The following is a 21,965-nucleotide window of genomic DNA, read 5'->3' as shown; positions in this document are numbered from 1 at the left end:
GCCTTACACTTTACTGAAACAAACACGGCACAATCAAAAAGAACTGCCTGGGAAAGACGGAGACTTGAAACACAACAAAGGTTGGTACGACATGAACAAGCAGAACGTTGGTTCGCTTTTGATGATTTCCTTGCATGGCTATGTGGCCGGAACGCCGGAACTCGGCAAGCCGGACACGGGCGGGCAAGTGGTTTTCGTCCTCGAGCTGGCCAAAAGGTTCGCGCGGCTTGGCTACCACGTTGATGTGATGACGCGGCAATTTGAAGATCAGCCAGCCGAAGACATCATCAATGAAAACCTGCGCGTGGTTCGAATTCCCTTCGGCGGCAAAGACTTCATCCGCAAAGAGGACATGCACGACTGGTACGGTGATTTCGTCACCAACGCACTTGCCATGATCCGGCACCGCGGACTGCAGTATGACGTGATCAACTCGCATTATTGGGATGCTGGTGTTTCGGGTCAGAAGATTGCCGAAGAACTCCAGATCCCGCACATCCACACGCCCCATTCGCTTGGCTGGTGGAAACAGCACGACATGGAAGGCGCAGATGCTGCCGAGATGGCCGGATACCGGTTTGATGAGCGGATCCAGAAGGAGTTTGTGCTCTATCGCAATTGCGACCATGTGATCGCGACGACCGAACAGCAGGTCGATCTGATTGCCGAACACTATCAACTGCCCAAGGATCATATCTCGATGATCCCTCCGGGGATCGATGAGGCCCGCTTCACGCCTGCAACACCGTCACGCGTTGCCACCGTCCGGCAGAAACACGACATTCGCGAGACCGACATTTACGTTGTCGGGCGTGCTGCGGAGAACAAGGGCTATGATCTGATTATCGAGGCGCTCCCAAGCCTTTTGAAAATGCAACCGGACGCCCGGCTTGTGCTCGCAGCAGGTGCAAATTCCGACAGCGACAATGCGCTCTTGGGTCAGTGGAAACAGCGGGCGTCGGAGCTGGGCGTTTCGGACAAGATTAGCTGGCGCGGTTATGTCGCCGATGAAGACCTCGCCGATTTTTACCGCGCGCCTGGCATTTTTGCGCTGCCGTCCCGCTACGAGCCCTTCGGCATGACCGCTGTGGAAGCCATGGCCTGCGGGACACCGACAGTGGTGACTATTCATGGGGGGCTGTTTGAGCAGCTGGAGTTTGGCCGTCACGCTCTTGTTGCTGACCCAAAACGCCCAGAAGAATTTGCAACCATGTTGAACATGCCGATGCAGTATGCGTGGGTGCGGGAGACCTTGTCGGTGGAAGGGGCGCGGTTTGCCCGCCGCGTCTTCGGTTGGACCGGGATCGCCCGGCGTACACTCCAGGTGTTTGACCATTTCAAGGGGCGTTACGACGATCTGCAGACCGACGAACTCACCTTGGCGAACTGACCGCAGATTGGTTTGATGGCCGTGCAAGCTGATCCGTTTGCCAGTGATCTGAAAAACGGTTCAGCTTGCGTTCAGCTTGGTTTGGTTACACCTTGCGCATCAACTGCTGATGTCTTGAGGATTCGACTTTTGAAAGTCTTTGTGACCGCCCTGTTTTTGTTGTTGGCCGTAACTGGCGCCGCAAGCGCAAACTGCCTGTCGCAGGCCGAAGCGCGTGCCGTGGTGGCCAGCGGCCAGGCGCAGCCGCTCGGTGCGGTAGCCGGGCAAGCCGGCGGCGAAATCATCAAGGCGCAGTTATGCCGCCAGGGTGGTGGATATGTGTATGTCTTGTCTGTTTTAAAGAACGGACAGGTGACCAATGTCACAGTCAACGCGAACCGTTGACCGGTATACCCAGCGCTTATCAAACACCCGACACTCCCCCAGCCAGCAAATGAAGACCGATGCGCCTGCTAATTGTTGAAGACGACAAAGACCTGAACCGCCAACTTATGACCGCGTTGGAAGAGGCCGGCTATGTGGTGGACAGCGCATTCGACGGCGAAGAAGGACATTTCCTCGGAGACACCGAACCCTATGATGCGGTTGTCCTTGATCTTGGGCTTCCGACGCTGGACGGCTTGTCAGTCCTCGAAAAATGGCGGCGCGACGGGAAGACAATGCCCGTTCTGATCCTCACCGCCCGTGACCGCTGGTCCGACAAGGTGGCTGGAATTGATGCCGGTGCGGATGATTACGTCGCAAAGCCCTTTCATATGGAAGAAGTTCTGGCGCGCGTTCGGGCCCTGGTACGCCGGGCTGCCGGTCATGCCTCCAACGAGCTTACCTGCGGCAACGTCCGGCTGGACTTGAGAGCTGGCCGGGTCACGGTGGATGGTTCTCCGATCAAGCTCACCTCCCATGAATACCGGCTCTTGTCCTACCTCCTGCACCATCAGGGGAAGGTGATCTCCCGGACGGAGTTGACCGAGCACCTCTACGATCAGGATTTCGACCGTGATTCCAATACGGTCGAGGTCTTCGTTGGCCGTCTGCGCAAGAAGATCGGTGCCGACATGATCGAAACCATCCGCGGCCTCGGGTACCGTCTGGGAGAGGCCCGTGACGACTGAGAACGCGGAAGGTGCCGGTGAGCCGGCTCCGGAGCCCGTAAAGCCGCAGCGCTCCCTTGCGGGCCGTCTCGTTCTGGTGGCGGCCGTATGGTCGACGCTGGCACTTGCGATTGCCGGTGTGTTTCTTGTCAGCCTCTATCAACGGGCCAGCGAGCGCTCGTTTGATGCTCAGCTCGAAATCCACATCAAGGCCCTTGTTTCGGAAATGCTGGAGACCAGCGACGAGACTGTTTTGCGTGCAACGCCTCAGGTCCAACAGCCGACTTATCTTGGCGATCCGCGGTTTTCCTTGCCTCTGTCCGGCTGGTATTGGACCGTTCGCCAGGCGGATACAGGAACGGTCCTCTACGCCTCTGAATCTCTGGTTGGAGATCCACTTGCAGTGCCTGCATTGGGGGAGGCGGAGGCTGGAGCCGGTTTTGTTGCCGGACCGACAGGCGATGAAATCCGTGTTTTGCAACAGCGCATCGCCGTAGGGGAGACGCCGTACGTCATCGCTGTTGGGGCTGCGACTGCGGGCTTTTGGGCCGATATTCGCGAGTTCGCACGCCTCGCCGCACTGACGCTTCTCATCGTCGGGCTTGGACTGGTTTTGGCCACGTTTCTGCAGGTCCGTGTCGGGCTACGGCCGCTCGTTCGATTGCGGTCTTCCCTAAGCGCCGTGCGCCAAGGGGAGGTAGAGCGGATCGACGAAGCTTTGCCACGTGAGATCGCTCCGCTTGCTGTGGAGCTGAACTCGCTCATCGGCTCCAACAAGGAAATCGTTGAGCGTGCCCGAACCCATGTCGGCAACCTGGCTCACGGTCTCAAGACGCCTCTTTCCGTGATCTCCAATGAAGCCCGCGCATCGGAAGGCTCGCTGGCGGAGAAGGTCATCGAACAGACGGAGGTGATGTCGACCCAGATCCAGCATCATCTGGAACGTGCCCGGATGGCCGCACAACGTCGGGTGATCGGGGTGTCTTGTGAAGTGCAGCCGGTCTTGGACAGGCTCGTGCGGGCGATGAATAAAATTTACCGGGAGCGGGATGTTCGCCTTGATGGTCTTGAAGATGCCACGTTGCGGTTTCGCGGAGAGGGGCAGGACCTTGAGGAAATGTCCGGCAACCTCATCGACAATGCCTGCAAATGGGCAAAATCTGCGGTGCAGGTGACGGCAACACCCATCGCGGACGCATCGAGTGCCCGTGGGATGGTCGAAATCCGTGTCGAGGATGATGGCCCGGGCTTATCTGAGGAGCAATGTGCTGAAGCTGTCAAGCGTGGCCGCCGCCTGGACGAGACTGTCCCTGGAACTGGGCTCGGCCTCTCGATTGTGGCAGATTTGGCAGCGCTTTATGGAGGTCGGCTGGAACTTGGGCGGTCTTCGTTGGGGGGATTGAGGGCGCGGTTGATCCTGCCCTTGCTTGGCGACAACTGATGCCCTAACGGAATGGTTTGCAGATTTTTAAATCGCCTGTGATCAGATGTGATGCAGGTCACAGGCAATGTTTCTATATCGTGGCCAAGTTCGGCCACAAAGTCACGTTACCACTGAGTCGCTATCCGGTGACTTGGTCCACAAAGCCGATTTGGAGACTAGGTGCATGAAATTGCGCAGCGCCCTTTGTTTGCTCACAGCCACTCTTTTGGGAGGATGCTCCATCGCATCCGGCGCAAATGGCGTGGGCGGATGGGGTTCGTCTTTCGGTGATCCGAGAGGCAACGTCTCGGGCACGGAAGCAAGCGCCGCGATCTCCGTATTGGTGAACAATGAATTCGGTGAAGCGCTGGAGCCTTCTGACAGGCGTGCCGCGGAACAGGCACAGGATCGGGCTCTGCGAGCACGCGGTGTTGGTGTGTCGGTTGCCTGGCAAAATGACCGGACCGGCCGCAGCGGTCGTGTTCTCCCCGGGCCTGTATATTCCGTGAACGAAACGGAATGCCGTGAATTCACCCATGAAATGGTTCTCCAGGGTCGTGTTCTCCAGGCGCGCGGCACGGCGTGTGAGATGGATCGCGGTGACTGGAAGGTTATCGGCTAATAGCCGGGCAGACTTTCCGAAACACGCCCCTGAATTCTTTCAACAATCCTGAAATAGCAAGTGTTCGCTGCAATTCGTGTCGCGTAACGGCATCGTGTTTTCTACATACTTGTTTAAGGTTCGCCGTTTACCATGGATAAAGAAACATTGGCTGCCATAGATCTCGTGAATGACACAGCTGGACCAGCTACAGGCTAAAATCAGGACCTATCTTAGCAGCCTCAGTCCAAAGGCGATTGAGGCGCTTGTGCGTAATCTTGAGCGCGCGAAGGCCCAGGCCGATGCCGATCCGCACATTGAGCTGGTGCTCAACTCAGCCCTTGCGATCCTGCGCAAACCATCGACACACCCCCTCGATTCCGAAGGCAATGAACACCGCCGCGGTCAAATCCAGCGCATGTTCTTTACGTCCCTTGACGGATTCCTGATCGACGAGTTTTTGCCGAACCGTCAGGAAGGCCGCATCCATCGCGGCATGTTGAACAAGGTTTGGAAATGGCTCGGCCGGGACGTTATGCCGACAGACGTTCAGCTTGTGCTTGAGCAGGCGGGGAATGCCGCCGTCAGCGGCGAACGGGTTGATGGCTTGGTGCAGGCATTGAGAACCCGGTCGGCGGATGCGATCGGTGAAGCCTTGAGGCGCGGTGAAATCGATGAACGCGAACACCGCCGCATGGGGATCGAGCTTGGCGGTGAGCGCGGCATCTCCGAGCTTCGCGACATTCACAAGGTCTTCTCATCCGAGCGTTGGCTCATGCCGTTCCTGGAAGCCATGCCCGACCGGATCAACGAACGGCGCTTAAAGCAGGACCACGATGTCCTGCGCATGGTTGATAAGTGTTCGGAGCGTTTTCCGGACCATCTTCCGCTGGTCGCCGCCGCTCTTGTCGACCGTGCTGACAAGCCTTCAGCCTTGTGTGCATTTGCCGGCCGGCTTGCCGGGGATGATGATCCGAAGGTGATTGCAGGGTCGCAGTTTGCGCCGTTTGTTGATGTGGTCATGAGCGAGGCCGAACGCCTGAACATCCTTGCGGTGGATCACCGCAACAACAATCCCGATCCGGTGGCATTTTCAAACGCCTTGTCGGACTATAACTCGCTGGTCCGAGGGATTGAACGCGATGTCGATTTGACCGTAACGGGCAAGTGGCACAGCCGGTTAGCTGACACAAAGCGCAGCATTTCTGATGTCGTCACTCGGGAACTGCACAATGCCCACACGGCCGTCCGCCGGGCCCTTCAGGTTCCAAAGCTGGACGATGACGGTAAGTTGATCTTGGACCAGACGGCAATCAATGACGCCGTACGGGCTGTACGTGTTGTCAACATGGTGCGTCATGGATCTGAGACGTTCGCGGTCAATGATATCAGCAAACGCACGCGCCAGACGGTCGAGCAGACACTCGAAATCGTGACCAGATCTTTGATCACCGATCTTGGCAAGGCAAAAAGCCCGCAATTGGAAGCGCATCAGGCCGCCGCCGACGTAGCGATCATGTTGTCGGAGATCTATTTCGGGGCGGAGTATGCCGACCAATTGCGGCGAAGCCGCCATGCGGCCCTTGCAAAGGCCAAGACGCGCGCAGGCGATGAAGCCGCTGCCGCGTCGCCTGAACGCCGGTTGATCAATAAGGCATTGAAACGGGCTTGATTCCGAACCTCTGGATGGTGCGCTGAGTGCTGTTCGCAGGTTCTAAACCGCGACCGCCAGTCACACACGCATTTACTTGCATTTCGACACATTCGGTTGTCTATATGCATCCATGATTTTTTGGATCCTGATCTCAGTTTTGACCGCGCTGGCGGCCCTTTCTGTTCTTGTGCCGCTGACGCGGTCGCGGTCTTCTGTTGAGGAAGCTGCGGCACAAGCTGACGCAGCTGTTTACAAAGAACAATTGGCAGCAATTGATCGAGACTTGTCGGACGGCCTGATCGACGCAGAGGCCGCTGAAGCAGCTCGTACCGAAACAGCTCGCCGGTTGCTCTCCGTGCATGACCGGAAGGACGAGCCGCGCCCGGTCACTGTCTCAAAACTCCGGATCCGATCCGTTCAGGTCATTGCGCTTGTTGCGTTGCCGGCCGCTGCCCTTGGAACATATCTCGCTCTCGGATCGCCTGACTTGCAAGACCAGCCGCTTGCAGCCCGCTTGTCGGCCCCTGCTGATGAGCAACCGGTCGAACTGCTGGTTGCCCGGGTGGAACGCCACTTGGCGGAAGATCCTGAAGACGGTCAGGGCTGGGCGGTAATCGCGCCTGTTTACATGCGGATGGGCCAGCCGGATTCTGCAGCACGTGCCTATTCCAATGCGATCCGGATCCTTGGTCCAAGACCAGACTGGCTGACGGACATGGGTGAAGCCATGACCGTGTCCAATGAGGGTGTCATTACCGAGCTGGCACGGACGGCTTTCCAGCAGGCCGTCGATCTGGAGCCGACAGCAGTTAAACCTCGGTTTTTTCTCGCGCTGGCACTGACCCAGGAAGGGAAAACGGATGAGGCCGTTAACGCTTGGCAGAGCCTTCTGGAAGGAGCTGATCCTCAGGCAGCATGGGTGCCGGTTGCGCGGCGGGAATTGGCCGGATTGACCGGAGAGACACCAGAACTGCTTCCAGCTCTGCGAGGTCCAAGCAAGGCTGATGTCGAGGCCGCCGGTGAGATGAGTGATGATGATCGCCAGAAGATGATCACAACCATGGTCCAGGGCCTTGCTGCACGGATTGATGCCAATGGCGGAACTGTTGCAGAATGGGGCCAGTTGATGCGCGCTTACATGGTCCTAGGTAAACGGGACGAAGCGTTCGACACCTATCGGCGCGCTGAAAAAGTTTTTGCGGAAAGACCGGCCGAATTGGCCAGGATCAAAGACGCAGCAGTCACTCTGGGGTTGAGTGGGTCATAGAGATAGCAGCAAGGTCCTATAGGGGCAGGAGCTTGCGGGCAGGCAACGTTAGACGGAACTAAAATGACTCGGAAACAACGGCGTTTGACACTGATCGGATCCGCGGGGGCCGTTCTGGCTGTCGCACTTGGATTGATCCTGTTCGCGCTGAATGATCAGATTGTTTTCTTTCAAAGCCCAAGCGATATCGCGAGCCAGCAAATTCCTGAAGGACAGAGAATTCGTCTTGGCGGACTGGTTGAAGACGGGTCTGTCGAGCGCTCTGATGACGCAAACGTGAAGTTCCGCGTGACCGATACCGCGCATTCTGTGGCGGTGACCTATCAGGGCATTCTGCCGGATCTGTTTCGTGAGGGGCAGGGCGTCGTAACCGAAGGCGTTTTGACGCCAGACGGGGTTTTCGTTGCCGACAGCGTGCTGGCCAAGCACGATGAGAACTATATGCCCAAGGAAGTGGCGGAAGCTCTGAAAGGTCAGGGCCATTGGCAGGGCGGAGAGGGCGCTGCCAACTAATGCTGTCAGGCGCTCAGCCTATGACGCAGCCAAAGACATAACCTGAGGGACGGGACGCAGGACAATGTTGGTCGAACTCGGACACTACGCTCTGGTATTGGCGTTTGCTTTGACACTGGTTGTGTCGGTGGTGCCGTTATGGGGCGCCTTGAAAGGCGATGGCCGCCTGATGGCAGTCGCTACACCGGTCTCCGTGACCGTCTTCTTTCTCGTGCTTGTTTCGTTTGCGGTTCTGACCGTGGCTTATGTTGCTTCGGATTTTTCCGTCGTGAACGTTTATGAGAACTCGCACTCGGCAAAACCGCTTCTTTTCAAGATCACCGGTGTCTGGGGCAATCATGAAGGCTCCATGCTGCTCTGGGTGCTGATCCTGGTCTTCTTCGGAGCTCTGGTCGGGGTGTTTGGCGGCAATCTTCCGGACGACCTGAGAGCCACCACGTTGGCTGTTCAGGGCTGGATTTCCGCCGGGTTCCTGCTGTTTATGCTGGCAACGTCCAACCCGTTCAACCGGTATGAAAATCCGCCGATCGAAGGCAATGACCTCAACCCGATCCTGCAGGACATCGGATTGGCGATCCACCCGCCGTTGCTCTACGTCGGCTATGTCGGTTTCTCGATCACATTCTCCTTCGCAGTTGCCGCGCTCATTCTGGGGCGCACAGACGCGGCCTGGGCCCGCTGGGTCCGGCCGTGGACACTTCTGGCGTGGAGCTTCCTCACCCTCGGCATCGCCATGGGCTCCTACTGGGCTTACTACGAGCTCGGCTGGGGTGGCTGGTGGTTCTGGGATCCGGTTGAAAACGCATCTTTCATGCCGTGGCTTGCCGGAACAGCGCTGCTCCACTCCGCGATCGTTATGGAAAAAAGGGAAGCGTTGAAGGTCTGGACGGTGCTCCTGGCGATCTTCACCTTCTCGCTGTCGCTGCTTGGGGCCTTCCTGGTCCGCTCGGGCGTTTTGACCTCGGTGCACGCATTTGCCACCGATCCGTCGCGCGGCGTCTTTATTCTCGGGCTTCTGTGCCTCTTCATCGGCGGCTCGCTGTCTCTCTTTGCCTGGCGTGCGCCGATGCTGAAACAGGGCGGCTTGTTTGCCCCGATCAGCCGGGAAGGCGGGCTGGTTCTCAACAATCTCTTCCTGACAGCGGCCACCGCTGCAGTTCTGGTCGGGACGCTGTATCCGCTGGTTCTGGATGCAATCACCGGCGAAATGATCTCGGTCGGTGAACCGTTCTTCAATCTGACCTTCGGACCGTTGATGGTGCCGCTCTTGATGGCTGTTCCGTTCGGGCCAATCCTGGCCTGGAAACGGGGGGACCTTCTGGCAGCGTCCCAGCGGCTTTATGCGGCGTTTGGGCTCGCGTTGCTGATGACCCTCTTCACCTTTTGGCTCTGGGGCATGGAGCGGGTGCTTGCCCCTCTGGGTGTCGGATTGGCCGTCTGGGTGATGGCCGGGGCAATTTCTGAGATTGTCACGCGGGTCAAGTTCTTCGAAATCGGTCCGAAGCGCGGGTTTGCACGTCTGTATGGTCTTCCGGGCTCGGCCTGGGGAACCGCGACCGCGCACTTCGGCATCGGCGTCACCGTGCTTGGCATTGTGACATCCTCTGCCTTCCAGGAAGAGCAGGTCCGGACAATGCGGCCCGGCGATACGGTGAACGTGTCGGGATATGAGCTGACGTTTGACGGCGCGGTGCCGCGCCGCGGGCCGAACTTCGTAGAGGAAGTTGGGCACTTCACGGTTCGTGAAGGCGGTGCCTTCGTCGCCGAAATGGAACCGTCCAAACGGGTATATACCGCGCGCCAGATGCCGACCACCGAAGCGGCAATCCATACGATTGGCTTTTCGCAGGTCTATGTCTCCTTAGGAGAACGGCGCAATGACGGCGCGGTGGATGTCCGGGCCTATTACAAGCCGCTGATCACGCTCATCTGGATCGGCTGCGTGATCATGGCTCTCGGCGCGGCCTTCTCCATGGCGGACCGCCGCTTGCGGGTCGGGGCTCCGAAACCGGCTGCCAAACGCAAACAACCTGCCAGCGTTCCGGCGGAATAGGAGACTGATCCCGATGAAACGGCTCCTTGCCTGTCTTTCGCTGGTCTTATGTGTCCTGTCTGGGCCCGCGCTTGCCATCTCACCGGATGAAATCCTGGAGGATCCGGCGCTAGAAACACGGGCACGGGCTTTGTCGGCCGAGCTGCGCTGCATGGTCTGTCAAAACCAGTCGATCGATGACAGCGACGCGCCGCTCGCCAAGGACCTGCGGGTTCTGGTGCGCGAGCGTCTGGTTGCCGGGGACTCAGATGCGCAGGTCATCGATTTCCTGGTCGACCGGTATGGCGAGTTTGTTCTTTTGAAGCCGCGATTTGCCTGGCACACGTTCTTTTTGTGGGCCGCCGGGCCCCTTGCTTTGATTGCCGGTATAGTAGCCATCGTGATCACGCTGCGCCGCAGACAAACGACAGCTGCTGCGGTGGGAGCAAACCAGCCGGTGCCGAAATTGTCGGAAGAAGAGGAAAAGCGCTTGAAAGCGCTGCTGTCTTCAAAAGATCAGAATTGATCCGAACGGCATCCGCTCAGATCATCCTGTGTGAACGCACTGGTCACGGCCTTGACACCAAGGCGTGACTTGTTTGCCCTTAAGCTCTCCTTACCTGTGCAGGGAAACAAGACTGGAGGGCCGGGCGTTGGCACAACAAGCACAAAAACTGGAATTTGAAGGATCGCAGGGCGCACACCTTGCTGCGCGGCTGGATCTGCCGGCTGGGCCCATCCGCGCCTTTGCGCTGTTCGCTCATTGCTTCACCTGTTCCAAGGACATCGCTGCCGCACGGCACATCGCCGGCGCATTGAGCGCAGAAGGCGTTGCCGTTTTGCGGTTCGACTTTACCGGACTTGGCGGCAGCGGCGGCGATTTTTCCTCAACCGGGTTTTCCTCCAATGTCGAAGACTTGAAGGTCGCGGCTGATTTCCTGCGCAAGAATTATGAAGCTCCGCAGCTTCTGATCGGCCATTCGCTTGGCGGCGCGGCCGTTCTGTCGGTCGCCAAAGACATCCCCGAAGTGCGGGCGGTCGTCACGATTGGTGCGCCATCGGAAGCCGGTCATGTCGTGCATAATTTTGCTCATGCGATCGATGATATTAAGGAGCAGGGCGCCCTAGAGGTTGATCTTGCCGGTCGGCCCTTCACGATCCGGCGCGAGTTTCTGGCGGATTTGGAACGCCAAGCGGTGCTCTCACACACGGCAGAACTCGGAAAAGCACTTCTGGTCATGCATGCGCCGCTGGACGAAACGGTCGGCATCGACAATGCCAGCGAAATCTTTCTCGCCGCCAAACACCCAAAAAGCTTTGTGTCGCTGGACAAGGCCGATCACCTGCTGTCCCGCAGTCAGGATGCGGAATACGCGGCAAAAGTCATTGCCGGATGGTCCAGCGGCTATCTGGATCCGATTGTTGAACCGGCCGCCAGCGCAAAAGGCGACGGCGTGGAAGTCATCGAAACCGGGCAGGGCAAGTTTCAGGCACTCGTCGCCAGTGGACATCACCGGCTGATCGCCGATGAACCGGAAAGCTTTGGCGGCTTTGACAGCGGCCCGTCGCCATATGGTTATCTCTCCGCGGCGCTGGGAGCGTGCACGGTCATGACGCTGCGCATGTATGCCGATCGGAAGGGGCTGGACATCGACCGGATCGGGACGACGGTGCTGCATGACAAGGTCCATGCAGCGGAGTGCGAGGACTGTTCGGAAGAACAGAAGACCCGCGGTGGCAAAATTGACCGTTTTGAGCGGTTGATCACGCTAGAGGGCGATCTCGATGCAGCAACCCGGACACGGCTGCTCGAGATCGCGGACAAGTGCCCCGTTCACAGGACGCTGGAAGCCGGGGCAGCTGTCGTCACCCGCGAAGTCGAAACCTGAGCGCTGCTATGCCATTTCAAGTTACGCAGCCTCGACGTTAAGCGTGGCCAGCCGGATTTTCATGAACGACAACAATCGACGGGCGTCGCGCGATGACAGCGTTTGATAATCTGCAACCCAGTTGTCGACAGTGGTTGCCGGTTGTTTGTTTTGAACCGTCCTGGCTTTCGACACTGCCCTGTACTCGGCCTCAGTCAGATCAAGTGCCTTGCAAAGAACAGCTGCACCGGCGGCGTCGTAGCGCAGAAGCATGTTCGTCACATATTTCTGCTCAAGCCCGGCTATTTCGGACACAAGGAAACAGATCTCGAACAGATTGTTGGACAAGGCCAGTTGAGTGATTGCCTTGCCCAACGTCAATTCCTCGTCCCTGATGTCCTTTAGCATGACCTTGGCGTTGATCCGCGATGCCTTGCGCTGAAGTGTTGTTGCAGTGACTGCCCGGCTGGCTTTCTGGAAGAGCTCGTGGACAAGCTCCTCGTTCTGATGACGCAAGGCGTGAATGGCGTCTTGTTGTTTTGGTGGCATGTGGCTGATGAGTTTTTCCAAATCGGCTTCCGTGATATCTGATCGTTCGATCATGGATTCCCGGATGGTCTCATCGCTCTCGGCCAGTTTGACGAGGATACGGGCCCCCCACTTTGAAATCTCTGCACCAGAGTTGGCGGCAACGGATCGTTTGACTGGCTGCTCTCCGCGTTCCAGCAAGACATCCGTTACGTTGGACTCAAGATGGTGCCTTTGAGAGATTGCCAACAAATGATCTTGGCTCATGGTCTTGGCGAGCTTGAGAATATCGTCGGTCTGAAGGGCTGCTGATGTCGTAAGCATGGGCCGGGCAATGTCGATCTTCTCCCGCGCGAGCGATACCGCCAACCCGCGCGAGGCCTTGCGGACGGGTGCCAGCTTTTCTGAGATCTTTTTCTTCTGCTGCTGCTCCATCAACGGCAGCATGTTTTCCAGCAGGAGATTGAAAAGGGCGATCTCTTCGACCTGATAGCTGTCGGCGCCTTTGATAAAGAGCTCGGTAACATGATGAGCGAGCTTGTGTCGTTTTTCAGGTGTGGTGTTGTTGGCAAGTTCAATAAGTTTTTCAAGCATTGGGTGCGCGCCTACTGTGGGAGTAGGATAAATACCGTGCTGTGAGTTTATAGAACGCTAAGGCGTCTAAGTAATCGTGAGTGTTGATGGCTTAATCATAAATAACATTGAAATTAATCACGATCATCTATTGCTTGCGATCAAGCGGTAGAACCTAACCGTTCGGGTCCGGCCAATATAGATGCTCTGCAAAGGGAGACAGGAACTGAAGCAGGTCAGGCAGCTTCTGCGCGTTCGGTTGCCTTGAGCTTGATTTTCATCAGGTTCAACAGCCGGCGGGCGTCGGTATCATCCAGCATGTGGTAGTTTGTCAACCATTTGCTGCCGGTGCTCTCCGGAAACTTCAGGTGCTTGCAACGCTCCTTGCAGATTGCCTGGAACTCCTTGGCACCAAGGCCCGTTGCCCGGCAGATGGTCGCAATCCCGGTGCTGTCGAACCGGACCATCAGGTTGTGGACATACTTCATCTGCATGCCGGAGAAGAAGGAAAGCAGGGCGACCACATCGAAGAGATTGTGTTCCACACTGCACTGGTAGACCGCTTTGTTGAGTGTTGTCTTGCCCATCTTGATGCCCATGACCCAGGCTTTCGGGCTGATTTTTGAGGGGCGGCGCTGCAGTTCGCTGCCGGCTGCGATTTCACCATCATCCTTGAAGAGGTCTTCCAAAAGCTCTTCGTTGGACTTGCGCAGGTGGCGGATCCGGTCGCCCATCTGTTTGGGCATGTCTTTGACCAGCGCCTCAAACTCCGGCATCTCAATCTCTGCGCCAAGATTGCAGGCAACGGTTTGCTTGACGTCCTTGTCTCCACGCGAAATCAGGATCTTGGTCACGTCTTTACTGACGTGGTCGCGTTTGGCGAGCGCGAGGAGAAAGTCCTGGCCTTTGGTTTGGGCCAGCTTGACGATATCTGCTTCCGAAAGCGAGGTGGAGCGCTCCAGAACCGCCTGGGCGATCGGGATTTCCTCGTTTGCAAGCGCTGCGGCAAGGGTTGAGGACATGGCAGAGACGTCTGCCAGCTTGTCTGACATCTCCTGCTTGGCTTCATCGCCGAGAGAGGTATAGACGCCTTCCAGCATGGAATTCAGCAACTTGGTCTCTTCGGAGGTGGTGGTAGCGTCATCACGCGCTGCGAGCAGCCCGGTCATATGAGCTGCCAACTCGTGCTTTTTCTGCGAGGAGCTTGCCTTTGCAAGTTTAAGAAGCGAATCGTCCATAACAAATCCTACCAACAGCAAATATTGCCGGAAGTTGTAAAAAAAGATCTAAGCAAGGCGTTCCGCAAGGGCAGATCCGCGGGCTGCTTGACCGCGGGGAGCGGATGCGCGATGGGAACGTTATGACCGATCAGCCAATACTCTATTCTTTCCGGCGCTGCCCTTACGCGATGCGGGCAAGGCTCGCAGTGATGTCCAGCGGAATGACCGTGGAATTGCGGGAAATTGTACTGCGCGACAAGGCACCCGAGTTCCTGGAAACATCTCCTTCTGCAACGGTCCCGTGTCTGAAGTCGGGGACGCAGGTGATTGATGAAAGCCTCGACATCATGGTCTGGGCATTGGAGCAATCCGACCCGGACAATTGGCTTGAACCGGAAACGGGAAGCCTGGACGAGATGCGTGCCTTGATCGAAACCTGTGACGGGCCGTTCAAAACCCACTTGGATCGCTACAAATACGACACACGGTATGCAGATGCGGACAAGACGTCTGAGCGGTCCGCAGCGTCCGAGTTCCTGAAAGAGCTGGACCGTCGGCTTGACGGCTCCGCTTGGTTGTTCGGAGCGCAGCCTTGTTTGGCAGACTTTGCGATTTTACCCTTCGTCAGACAGTTTGCGAATGCGGACCGCGACTGGTTCGATTCTCAAGACTGGGACAACCTGAAAACATGGCTGGTCACTTTCGAGAAATCTGACGGGTTCGCGGCCATCATGCCGAAGTTTTCCAAGTGGGAAAACGGTGACACGCCAGTTCTTTTTCCGTGATTCGTCAGTTATTTAAGCCGTTGCCCGGCTGAGCTGCTAGCAACCTTACAAAAACGTAATCCATCCGACAGGCGCCTGTAAGGGAGCCTTTCCTATCTTCAGTATCGACCAGGAAACGCACGTCCCCGCGTGGTCCTGAATGAATTGACCTCCAGTCAAACTGTCGAAAAAGGAAGAATAGATGGAAAATCGTCGGTCAAGCTCCCCTTTGCGGTCTCGCCGCGCCAAACTGCTGGCCGGTGCAGTCGTACTTGGTGCGGCCGGTCTCATGACCGTGCAGACCATCGTGCCGGCGCAACTGGCACAAGCAACGCCAGTCCGGATCGATAACGCCGCACCTGCCGATTTCTCTGATGTCGTCGGAGCCGTGAGCCCGGCTGTTGTCAGTGTGCAGGTCAAACAGGCTGCAGAGCCCCGGATGATGAATTTCAACGGCGGCAACAACTTCCGTGACTTCTTCGAGGATCTGCCGAACGGCCATCCGTTCGAGCGTTTCTTCCGTGACTTCGGCGAACGTGGCGGCGAAGAAGGCCGGCCGCAACGCCGCGCGCCGCGCCAATACGGCATGTCCCAGGGGTCCGGCTTCTTTATCTCCGCTGACGGGTTTGTTGTGACCAACCAGCACGTGATCGACAAGGGTACTGAATTCACAGTGATCGATCATGAGGGCGAAGAGTATGACGCTGTCCTGATCGGTGCTGACAAGCGCACGGATCTTGCGCTTTTGAAAATCGAAGGCGGCAAGGACTTCACCTATGTTGACTTTGCGGACGAAGCTCCGGAAGTCGGCGAGTGGACCGTTGCCATCGGCAACCCGTTCGGTCTCGGTGGATCGGTAACAGCAGGTATCGTGTCTGCACGTGGCCGTGATATCGGGGCAGGTCCCTATGATGACTTCATCCAGATTGATGCTCCGGTGAACCGCGGCAACTCCGGTGGTCCGGCGTTCAACATGAACGGTGAGGTCATTGGCGTGAACGCTGCGATCTTCTCGCCGTCCGGCGGCAACGTCGGCATTGCATTCGCCATCCCGGCCTCCACGGCTCAGGATGTCATCATGGAACTGAAGGACGGTGGCACGGTCGTGCGCGGCTGGCTCGGTGTTCAGATCCAAAATGTGACGGATGACATTGCCGAAAGCCTTGGTCTTGATGAAGCGCAAGGTGCAATCGTTTCTGAAGCCCAGGAAGGCAGCCCCGCCGCCAAGGCAGGTCTGAGGTCCGGTGACACGATCCTGGAAGTAGAAGGCGCGAAGGTCGACGGCCCGCGTGATCTATCCAAGATCATTGCCGCCTATGACCCGGACACCACAGTGGAAATCACCGTTTGGCGCAACGGCAAGGAGCAGGACATCGATGTGACCCTCGGTCGCCTGCAAGATCAGCAGCAAGCTGCGGCCCAGCCGGAAGCTGTGGAACCTGAAAACACCAGCCTGGACGACATGGGTCTTGTCCTGACGTCCAAGGCAGATGCGGGCCTGGAAGGCAGTGGCGTCCTGATCGCCGACATTGATCCGGACAGTCCGGCCGCTGAGAAACGCCTCAGCCGCGGTGATGTGATCCTTGAAGTTGCCGGCATGCCCGTTAACTCGCCGGAAGACGTCATCAAGGCGGTCAAGAAAGCGGAAGAAGATGGCCGTAAGGCAGTCTTGTTCCGGGTCGAAAGCAACGACAACACCCGGTTTGTGGCCCTGCCCATGAACCTGGCCTGATCAGGGCCGGTCCTGCACCGGCATCTGAGAGCAAGACCGGTCTGCCCTCTGCCCCCAACCCCGACGGGCCGGTCTTGCAAATTGATGGCTGGCAACAGTGTTCACATCCGCATTGTTGCCAGCCCTTTTCTTTATCCTCTCACTCGCGGTAAAAGAGAGCCATGTTGCAGATTCTTGTGATTGAAGACGACCACGAAGCAGCCAACTACCTTGCCAAGGGGTTGAGCGAGCTTGGTCACAGGGCGGACAAGGCGGACGACGGGGAGACCGGTCTGCAAATGGCGCTTGATCGCGACTACGACATCTTGATCGTCGATCGCATGTTGCCCAAACGCGATGGCCTCGCCGTGATCGAGGAACTGCGGAAAAGCGGCAATCATACGCCGGTCCTGATCCTGTCAGCACTCGGTCAGGTCGATGACCGCGTCACCGGCCTGAAGGCCGGTGGAGATGATTATCTGCCCAAGCCTTATGCTTTCACAGAATTGCAGGCACGCGTCGAAGCGTTGGCACGGCGTCCGAAGTCTGCCAGCCAGGTGGAGACAACCTACACGGTCGGCGACCTGACGCTGGACCGAATGGCCCACTCTTGCCGCCGCGGTGACATGGAAATCCCGCTACAGCCACGCGAGTTCCGTTTGCTGGAATATCTGATGCAGCACGCGGGCCAGGTTGTGACCCGGACAATGCTTCTGGAGAATGTCTGGGAGTATCATTTCGATCCTCAGACCAATGTCATTGACGTCCACATTTCGCGTCTGCGCGGCAAGATCGACAAAGGGTTCGACGTACCGCTGCTCCACACGATTCGCGGTGCCGGATACACCATCCGTGACACGGCTCACTAGGTTTACCCGGACAACAGCATTCAAGCTGTCACTGCTTTATATCGCAGTGTTCACGCTGTTGTCGGGTTTCCTGCTTGTCTACATTTCCGAAAACACTGACCACCTGATGTCGGAACAGGTGGTTCAGACCATCGACGCCGAGCTCAAGGGCTTGTCGGATATCTATGTTCGCGGCGGTGTGCGCGATCTGGTGGAGACGATCGACCGGCGGTCGCGCCATCCAGATGCCAGCCTCTACCTTCTTGTTGATTTTGCAGGCAATGCCCTTGTTGGCAACATCGCCCGCCTTCCAACCACTGTTCTGGAAGAGGCCGACGGCGGTATCCGCCGGGTTCACTACACTCGCTTAGGCCAGGACAGCCCGGACACGCAACGCCAGGCAATGGTCCGGACCTTTGAGCTGCGCGGCGGATTTCGTCTGCTGGTCGGTCGTGACCTTGGCGAACAACTTCGGTTTTCTCACCTTCTCGGCAATGCACTTCGCCTTTGGCTGATCGTTGTCGTCGCCATGGGGGCGATCACATGGCTTTTTGTCAGCCGGCGCGTGATGAAGCGGATCGACGAGATCACCGACACCAGCCGGACGATCATGACCGGCGATCTGACCGGACGATTGCCGATTGCCGGCAATGATGACGAGTTTGACCGGTTGGCCGTCAGCTTGAACACGATGCTCGACCGGATCGAGCTTCTAATGCGGTCCATGAAGGATGTGACCGACAACATCGCCCATGATCTTAAGACGCCGCTCACCCGCTTGCAGACCCGCGTGGAGACAGCCTTGCGCCAAGCGGAAGGGCAGAACTGCTACAAAGGGGCCCTTGAAGAAACGCTCAGTGAAACTGACCACTTGCTGAGGATCTTCAACGCACTTTTGCGGATCGCCCGGATCGAATCCATGGCGCCTGGAGAGGTCATGGAGCGGACTGATATCAACAACCTTATCAATGAAGTCTCAGAGCTCTACGAGCCGCTGGTTGAAGATGAAGGGGGCGTGTTGGAGACCCAAGTGTCCGACGGTCTCGAAGCCATCTGCCAAAAAGATCTGGTGTTTCAGGGGCTGGTCAACCTGATCGAGAATGCTCTGAAATACGGACGCCCGAAGGATGGAGAGTTCCGGATCAGGATTTCTGCCGAAAAGCATGAGGGCCGTGTGGTGTTGAGTGTTTCCGACACAGGCCCCGGAATCCCTGAAAAGGATCAGGATCGGGTCAAAGACCGGTTTGTCCGTCTTGATGAAAGCCGCTCGGAGCCCGGAACTGGTTTGGGATTGAGCTTGGTCAAGGCCGTTGCCCGCTTGCATGGTGGAGAGTTGCAGCTCACAAATGGGGACCCGGGCCTTGTCGCCCGGATCGATCTTACCCGGGCCAAACCGGGAAGCAGCGGGAGCAGCAATGGGCACGGCGGAAAATCAGACGGGGCAGAGCCAAAACCGGAATGAGCCGGGGCAACACCAGCCGCTTATGGCGCGGATTTCGATCATTCCGCCCGTTGCAGACCCTGATCACGCGCAGCTTTTCCTGAACGATATCCTTGCCCAGCCCGAGGCCGGCGCAGATGTGAAAGCGCTGCTTGAGGACAAGCCCGATCTTGCGCGGCTGCTGCTTGGCGTCATCGGAAACTCGCCGTATTTGCGAGACCTGATGACGGCCAATGCCGCACGATTGCTGAGTATCCTCACCGATTCACCTGAACGGCGGCTCGCAGACTTGCTCGAAGCAGCGCAGGAAACGACCGCTGAAGACGAGGCCGGGATCACACGGGCGCTTCGCCTGTTGAAACAAGATCTGGCTTTGACGCTGGGACTGGCCGACATCGGGGGTGCCATAGATCTTGATCAGGTCACCCACGCACTTGCAGGCTTTGCAGATGCAGCGCTGACTGCATCGATTCGGTTCTGCCTCAATGACTTGACCCGGCGCGGCAAGTTTGAGCCTAAGGATCCGGAGAAACCGGAAGTCGACTCAGGCCTGATTGTGCTCGCCATGGGCAAGCATGGTGCAAATGAGCTGAACTACTCCTCCGACATTGACCTCATTGTGCTGTACGAGCCGGACAAGGCGCCAATGGCTGGATCCGCCGAGGCCCCGGTAGAGTTTGTGCGGCTGACCCGGCGTCTGGTGAAAATCATGCAGGACCGGACGGCGGATGGGTACGTGTTCCGCACAGACCTGCGTTTACGCCCGGATCCGGGGGCCACACCGCTCGCCATGTCGGTTCCCGCAGCTCTTGTCTATTACGAGTCGCTTGGCCAGAACTGGGAGCGCGCGGCGCTTATCAAGGCGCGGCCCTGTGCCGGGGATATTCCGGCTGGTGAGGCTTTCTTGAAGGAAATCGTGCCGTTTATTTGGCGCAAGTATCTCGACTTTGCAGCGATTGCCGACGTGCAATCGATCAAGCGCCAGATCCACATGCACAAGGGCCATGGCGCAATTGCGGTTGCTGGTCACAACGTCAAACTTGGCCGTGGCGGCATTCGCGAGGTCGAGTTCTTTGTTCAGACCCAGCAATTGATCGCCGGGGGGCGCAATCCGGAACTGCGAGGCCGCCGGACCCTCGACATGTTGCAAGGGCTGACCCAGGCCGACTGGATCCGCCCAAAGGCACGGGATGAACTCACCAGCGCCTACCGGTTTTTAAGAACCGTCGAACACCGCATCCAGATGCTCAATGACGAGCAAACCCAGCTTTTGCCCAAAGATATCGAAGGTTTGACCCGGATCGCGTCCTTGATGGGATACGACACGCTGGATGGCTTCAAGACGGATCTGCTTGGTCATTTCCAGAACGTTCAGCATCACTATGCAGAGCTGTTTGAAGATGAGCCAGGGCTCTCGTCCGAGACAGGCAACCTGGTGTTTACAGGCGATGACCACGATCCGGACACGCTGGAAACCCTGTCGAAGCTTGGCTTCCAGCAGCCAGCGGAAGCTGCCGTCATCGTCAAGGCGTGGCATTTCGGGCGGTATCCGTGTACCCGCTCGACAAAGGCCCGCGAACGTCTGACAGAGATGCATCCGGCTTTGTTGACTGCTCTTGCAGCCACGGACAACGCAGACGCAGCGCTCCGCGCTTTTGACAGTTTCATGGCCAAACTGCCGGCCGGGGTGCAGCTGTTCTCACTTCTGCGCTCCAATCCGCAACTCCTCACACTGCTCGCGACAACCATGGGCGCGGCGCCGCGCATGGCGGACACGGTGTCCAAACGGGTGCATGTCTTGGACGCGGTTCTGGATCCGGCATTTTTTGGTGCCATGCCAAGTGTTGACGAGTTCCGCTCCGGATTGGACCGGACATTGTCACAGTCGCAGTTCTATGAAGAGGCTCTTGATCGGGCCCGCATCTTCGCGCAGGAGCAGCAGTTCCTCATTGGTCTGCGATTGATCTCCGACACGCTATCTGCGGACCGGGTCGGTTTTGCGCTCGCTCGTCTTGCTGAGGTCGTGGTCGACCGGATCATGACGCAAGTAATCGCCCATGTTGGCGAGACCCATGGAACCGTGCCTGGCGGGGAGGTGGCTGTTCTTGCCATGGGCAAGCTCGGCGGTCGTGAAATGACTGCGGCTTCTGATCTGGACCTGATCCTGCTTTATGAAGCCCCTGAGGACGTCAAACAGTCTGACGGAAAACGGCCGCTTGCCATCAGCCAGTATTACACGCGCCTGACCCAGCGGCTGGTCACGGCCTTGTCCGCGCCAACAGCAGAAGGGTCCCTCTACGAAGTTGATTTCCGCCTGCGCCCATCCGGCAATGCGGGACCGCTTGCCACCAATCTGGACGGCTTCATTGCCTATCAGGAAAAGGATGCCTGGACCTGGGAACACATGGCTTTGACACGGGGGCGGGTGATCGCGTCGACGTCCGACGCTTTCAGGCAAAAGATCCAGGATAGCATTTGCGGGACATTGGTTCAGCCGAGAGACCTGAAAAGCCTGGCCGATGATGTCCGCTCGATGCGGGCGAAAATTGAAAAGGAAAAAGGAACCAACGACATCTGGGACTTGAAACAGGTCGCCGGCGGCCTGGTCGATATTGAGTTCATCGCACAGTTCCTGCAGCTCGCTAATGCACATGAGAGCCGAAGTGTTCTGGCTCAAGGAACCGAACAGGCTTTGGAGAACTTGCGGGACAGCGGCTTTCTGGAAAGTGGAGATGCCGGAAACCTTCTGGAGGCCTTGCGGCTCTATCACCGCCTAACCCAGGTTCTGCGGTTGGCTTTGTCTGGAAAATTTGTTCCTGCCGATGCCCCGCGCGGTGTGCTCGATCTACTGCTTCAGGCTTCGGGCAGTCCGGCGTTTGAGCGCCTGGAGGCTGAGTTGAATGAGATGCAGCAAGGTGTACGGGCCATCTTTGAACGGCTTGTTGGCCCGGTCGAAATCATCGAGGCCGCGCCAACATCGCAGTAAGTAAATACCCCTTTGCCGTGATCGCTGGTCATAGGCCGCGCTCAGAGGCAATGGG

18 protein-coding genes are annotated in these 21,965 nt (G+C 57.7%); 16 read left to right on the top strand and 2 right to left on the bottom strand.

Annotated elements, in window-relative coordinates; translation table 11 throughout:
* Positions 1-64: 64 nt before the first annotated feature.
* The 11 genes from AC0J4F_RS21230 to AC0J4F_RS21180 all read left to right on the top strand — a co-directional run bounded on the left by AC0J4F_RS21230 (position 65) and on the right by AC0J4F_RS21180 (position 11,860).
* The gene (locus AC0J4F_RS21230; protein ID WP_209002477.1) at positions 65-1,390 is read left to right on the top strand and encodes a glycosyltransferase; all 1,326 of its coding nucleotides are present in this window, start codon (positions 65-67) and stop codon (positions 1,388-1,390) included.
* Positions 1,391-1,531: 141 nt separating this feature from the next.
* On the top strand, positions 1,532-1,774 hold the full coding sequence (locus tag AC0J4F_RS21225; protein ID WP_133950970.1) for a hypothetical protein: 243 nt from the start codon (positions 1,532-1,534) through the stop codon (positions 1,772-1,774).
* 59 nt (positions 1,775-1,833) lie between these two features.
* Entirely contained in the window at positions 1,834-2,502 is a 669-nt protein-coding gene (locus tag AC0J4F_RS21220; RefSeq protein WP_133950968.1) for a response regulator, read from the top strand.
* Positions 2,492-3,922, top strand: a complete 1,431-nt coding sequence (locus AC0J4F_RS21215; protein ID WP_473024602.1) for an ATP-binding protein — start codon at positions 2,492-2,494, stop codon at positions 3,920-3,922. Before AC0J4F_RS21220 ends, AC0J4F_RS21215 begins: the two co-directional genes overlap by 11 nt.
* A gap of 166 nt (positions 3,923-4,088) precedes the next feature.
* Complete coding sequence (locus AC0J4F_RS21210) at positions 4,089-4,526, top strand: RT0821/Lpp0805 family surface protein (protein WP_133950964.1); 438 nt, start codon at positions 4,089-4,091, stop codon at positions 4,524-4,526.
* Positions 4,527-4,695: 169 nt separating this feature from the next.
* The gene (locus AC0J4F_RS21205) at positions 4,696-6,177 is read left to right on the top strand and encodes a hypothetical protein (RefSeq protein ID WP_133950962.1); all 1,482 of its coding nucleotides are present in this window, start codon (positions 4,696-4,698) and stop codon (positions 6,175-6,177) included.
* A gap of 112 nt (positions 6,178-6,289) precedes the next feature.
* On the top strand, positions 6,290-7,426 hold the full coding sequence (ccmI, locus tag AC0J4F_RS21200; RefSeq protein ID WP_133950960.1) for a c-type cytochrome biogenesis protein CcmI: 1,137 nt from the start codon (positions 6,290-6,292) through the stop codon (positions 7,424-7,426).
* Between the two features lie 63 nt (positions 7,427-7,489).
* The gene (gene ccmE, locus AC0J4F_RS21195; protein WP_133950959.1) at positions 7,490-7,939 is read left to right on the top strand and encodes a cytochrome c maturation protein CcmE; all 450 of its coding nucleotides are present in this window, start codon (positions 7,490-7,492) and stop codon (positions 7,937-7,939) included.
* Between the two features lie 64 nt (positions 7,940-8,003).
* On the top strand, positions 8,004-9,992 hold the full coding sequence (locus AC0J4F_RS21190; protein WP_133950957.1) for a heme lyase CcmF/NrfE family subunit: 1,989 nt from the start codon (positions 8,004-8,006) through the stop codon (positions 9,990-9,992).
* Between the two features lie 13 nt (positions 9,993-10,005).
* A complete protein-coding gene (locus AC0J4F_RS21185; protein WP_133950955.1) occupies positions 10,006-10,497 on the top strand; it encodes a cytochrome c-type biogenesis protein in 492 nt (163 codons plus the stop codon).
* A gap of 127 nt (positions 10,498-10,624) precedes the next feature.
* Positions 10,625-11,860, top strand: a complete 1,236-nt coding sequence (locus tag AC0J4F_RS21180; protein ID WP_473024600.1) for a bifunctional alpha/beta hydrolase/OsmC family protein — start codon at positions 10,625-10,627, stop codon at positions 11,858-11,860.
* Between the two features lie 21 nt (positions 11,861-11,881).
* Here AC0J4F_RS21180 and AC0J4F_RS21175 read toward each other — a convergent pair whose 3' ends face one another.
* A complete protein-coding gene (locus AC0J4F_RS21175) occupies positions 11,882-12,961 on the bottom strand; it encodes a DUF2336 domain-containing protein (protein WP_473024599.1) in 1,080 nt (359 codons plus the stop codon).
* Positions 12,962-13,176: 215 nt separating this feature from the next.
* Entirely contained in the window at positions 13,177-14,178 is a 1,002-nt protein-coding gene (locus tag AC0J4F_RS21170) for a DUF2336 domain-containing protein (protein WP_209173254.1), read from the bottom strand.
* A 122-nt stretch (positions 14,179-14,300) separates the two neighbouring features.
* On the opposite strand from AC0J4F_RS21170, the gene AC0J4F_RS21165 reads away from it, so the two are divergent.
* The 5 genes from AC0J4F_RS21165 (at position 14,301) to AC0J4F_RS21145 (ending at position 21,910) form a co-directional block, all read left to right on the top strand.
* On the top strand, positions 14,301-14,945 hold the full coding sequence (locus AC0J4F_RS21165) for a glutathione S-transferase (RefSeq protein ID WP_473024598.1): 645 nt from the start codon (positions 14,301-14,303) through the stop codon (positions 14,943-14,945).
* Between the two features lie 181 nt (positions 14,946-15,126).
* Positions 15,127-16,656: a Do family serine endopeptidase gene (locus AC0J4F_RS21160; RefSeq protein WP_473024597.1), complete on the top strand. Its 1,530-nt coding sequence runs from the start codon at positions 15,127-15,129 to the stop codon at positions 16,654-16,656.
* A 161-nt stretch (positions 16,657-16,817) separates the two neighbouring features.
* Positions 16,818-17,504, top strand: a complete 687-nt coding sequence (locus AC0J4F_RS21155) for a response regulator transcription factor (RefSeq protein ID WP_008190545.1) — start codon at positions 16,818-16,820, stop codon at positions 17,502-17,504.
* Positions 17,488-18,945: a sensor histidine kinase gene (locus AC0J4F_RS21150; RefSeq protein ID WP_473024596.1), complete on the top strand. Its 1,458-nt coding sequence runs from the start codon at positions 17,488-17,490 to the stop codon at positions 18,943-18,945. The genes AC0J4F_RS21155 and AC0J4F_RS21150 overlap by 17 nt, the downstream gene beginning before the upstream one ends.
* Positions 18,946-18,967: 22 nt before the next feature.
* The gene (locus tag AC0J4F_RS21145) at positions 18,968-21,910 is read left to right on the top strand and encodes a bifunctional [glutamine synthetase] adenylyltransferase/[glutamine synthetase]-adenylyl-L-tyrosine phosphorylase (protein WP_473026456.1); all 2,943 of its coding nucleotides are present in this window, start codon (positions 18,968-18,970) and stop codon (positions 21,908-21,910) included.
* The last annotated feature ends 55 nt before the right edge of the window (positions 21,911-21,965 follow it).

It is taken from the genome of Roseibium sp. R5 (genome assembly GCF_055755305.1).
The sequence above is the reverse complement of the archived record's forward strand: the minus strand, read 5'-3'. Positions and strand labels throughout refer to the sequence as shown.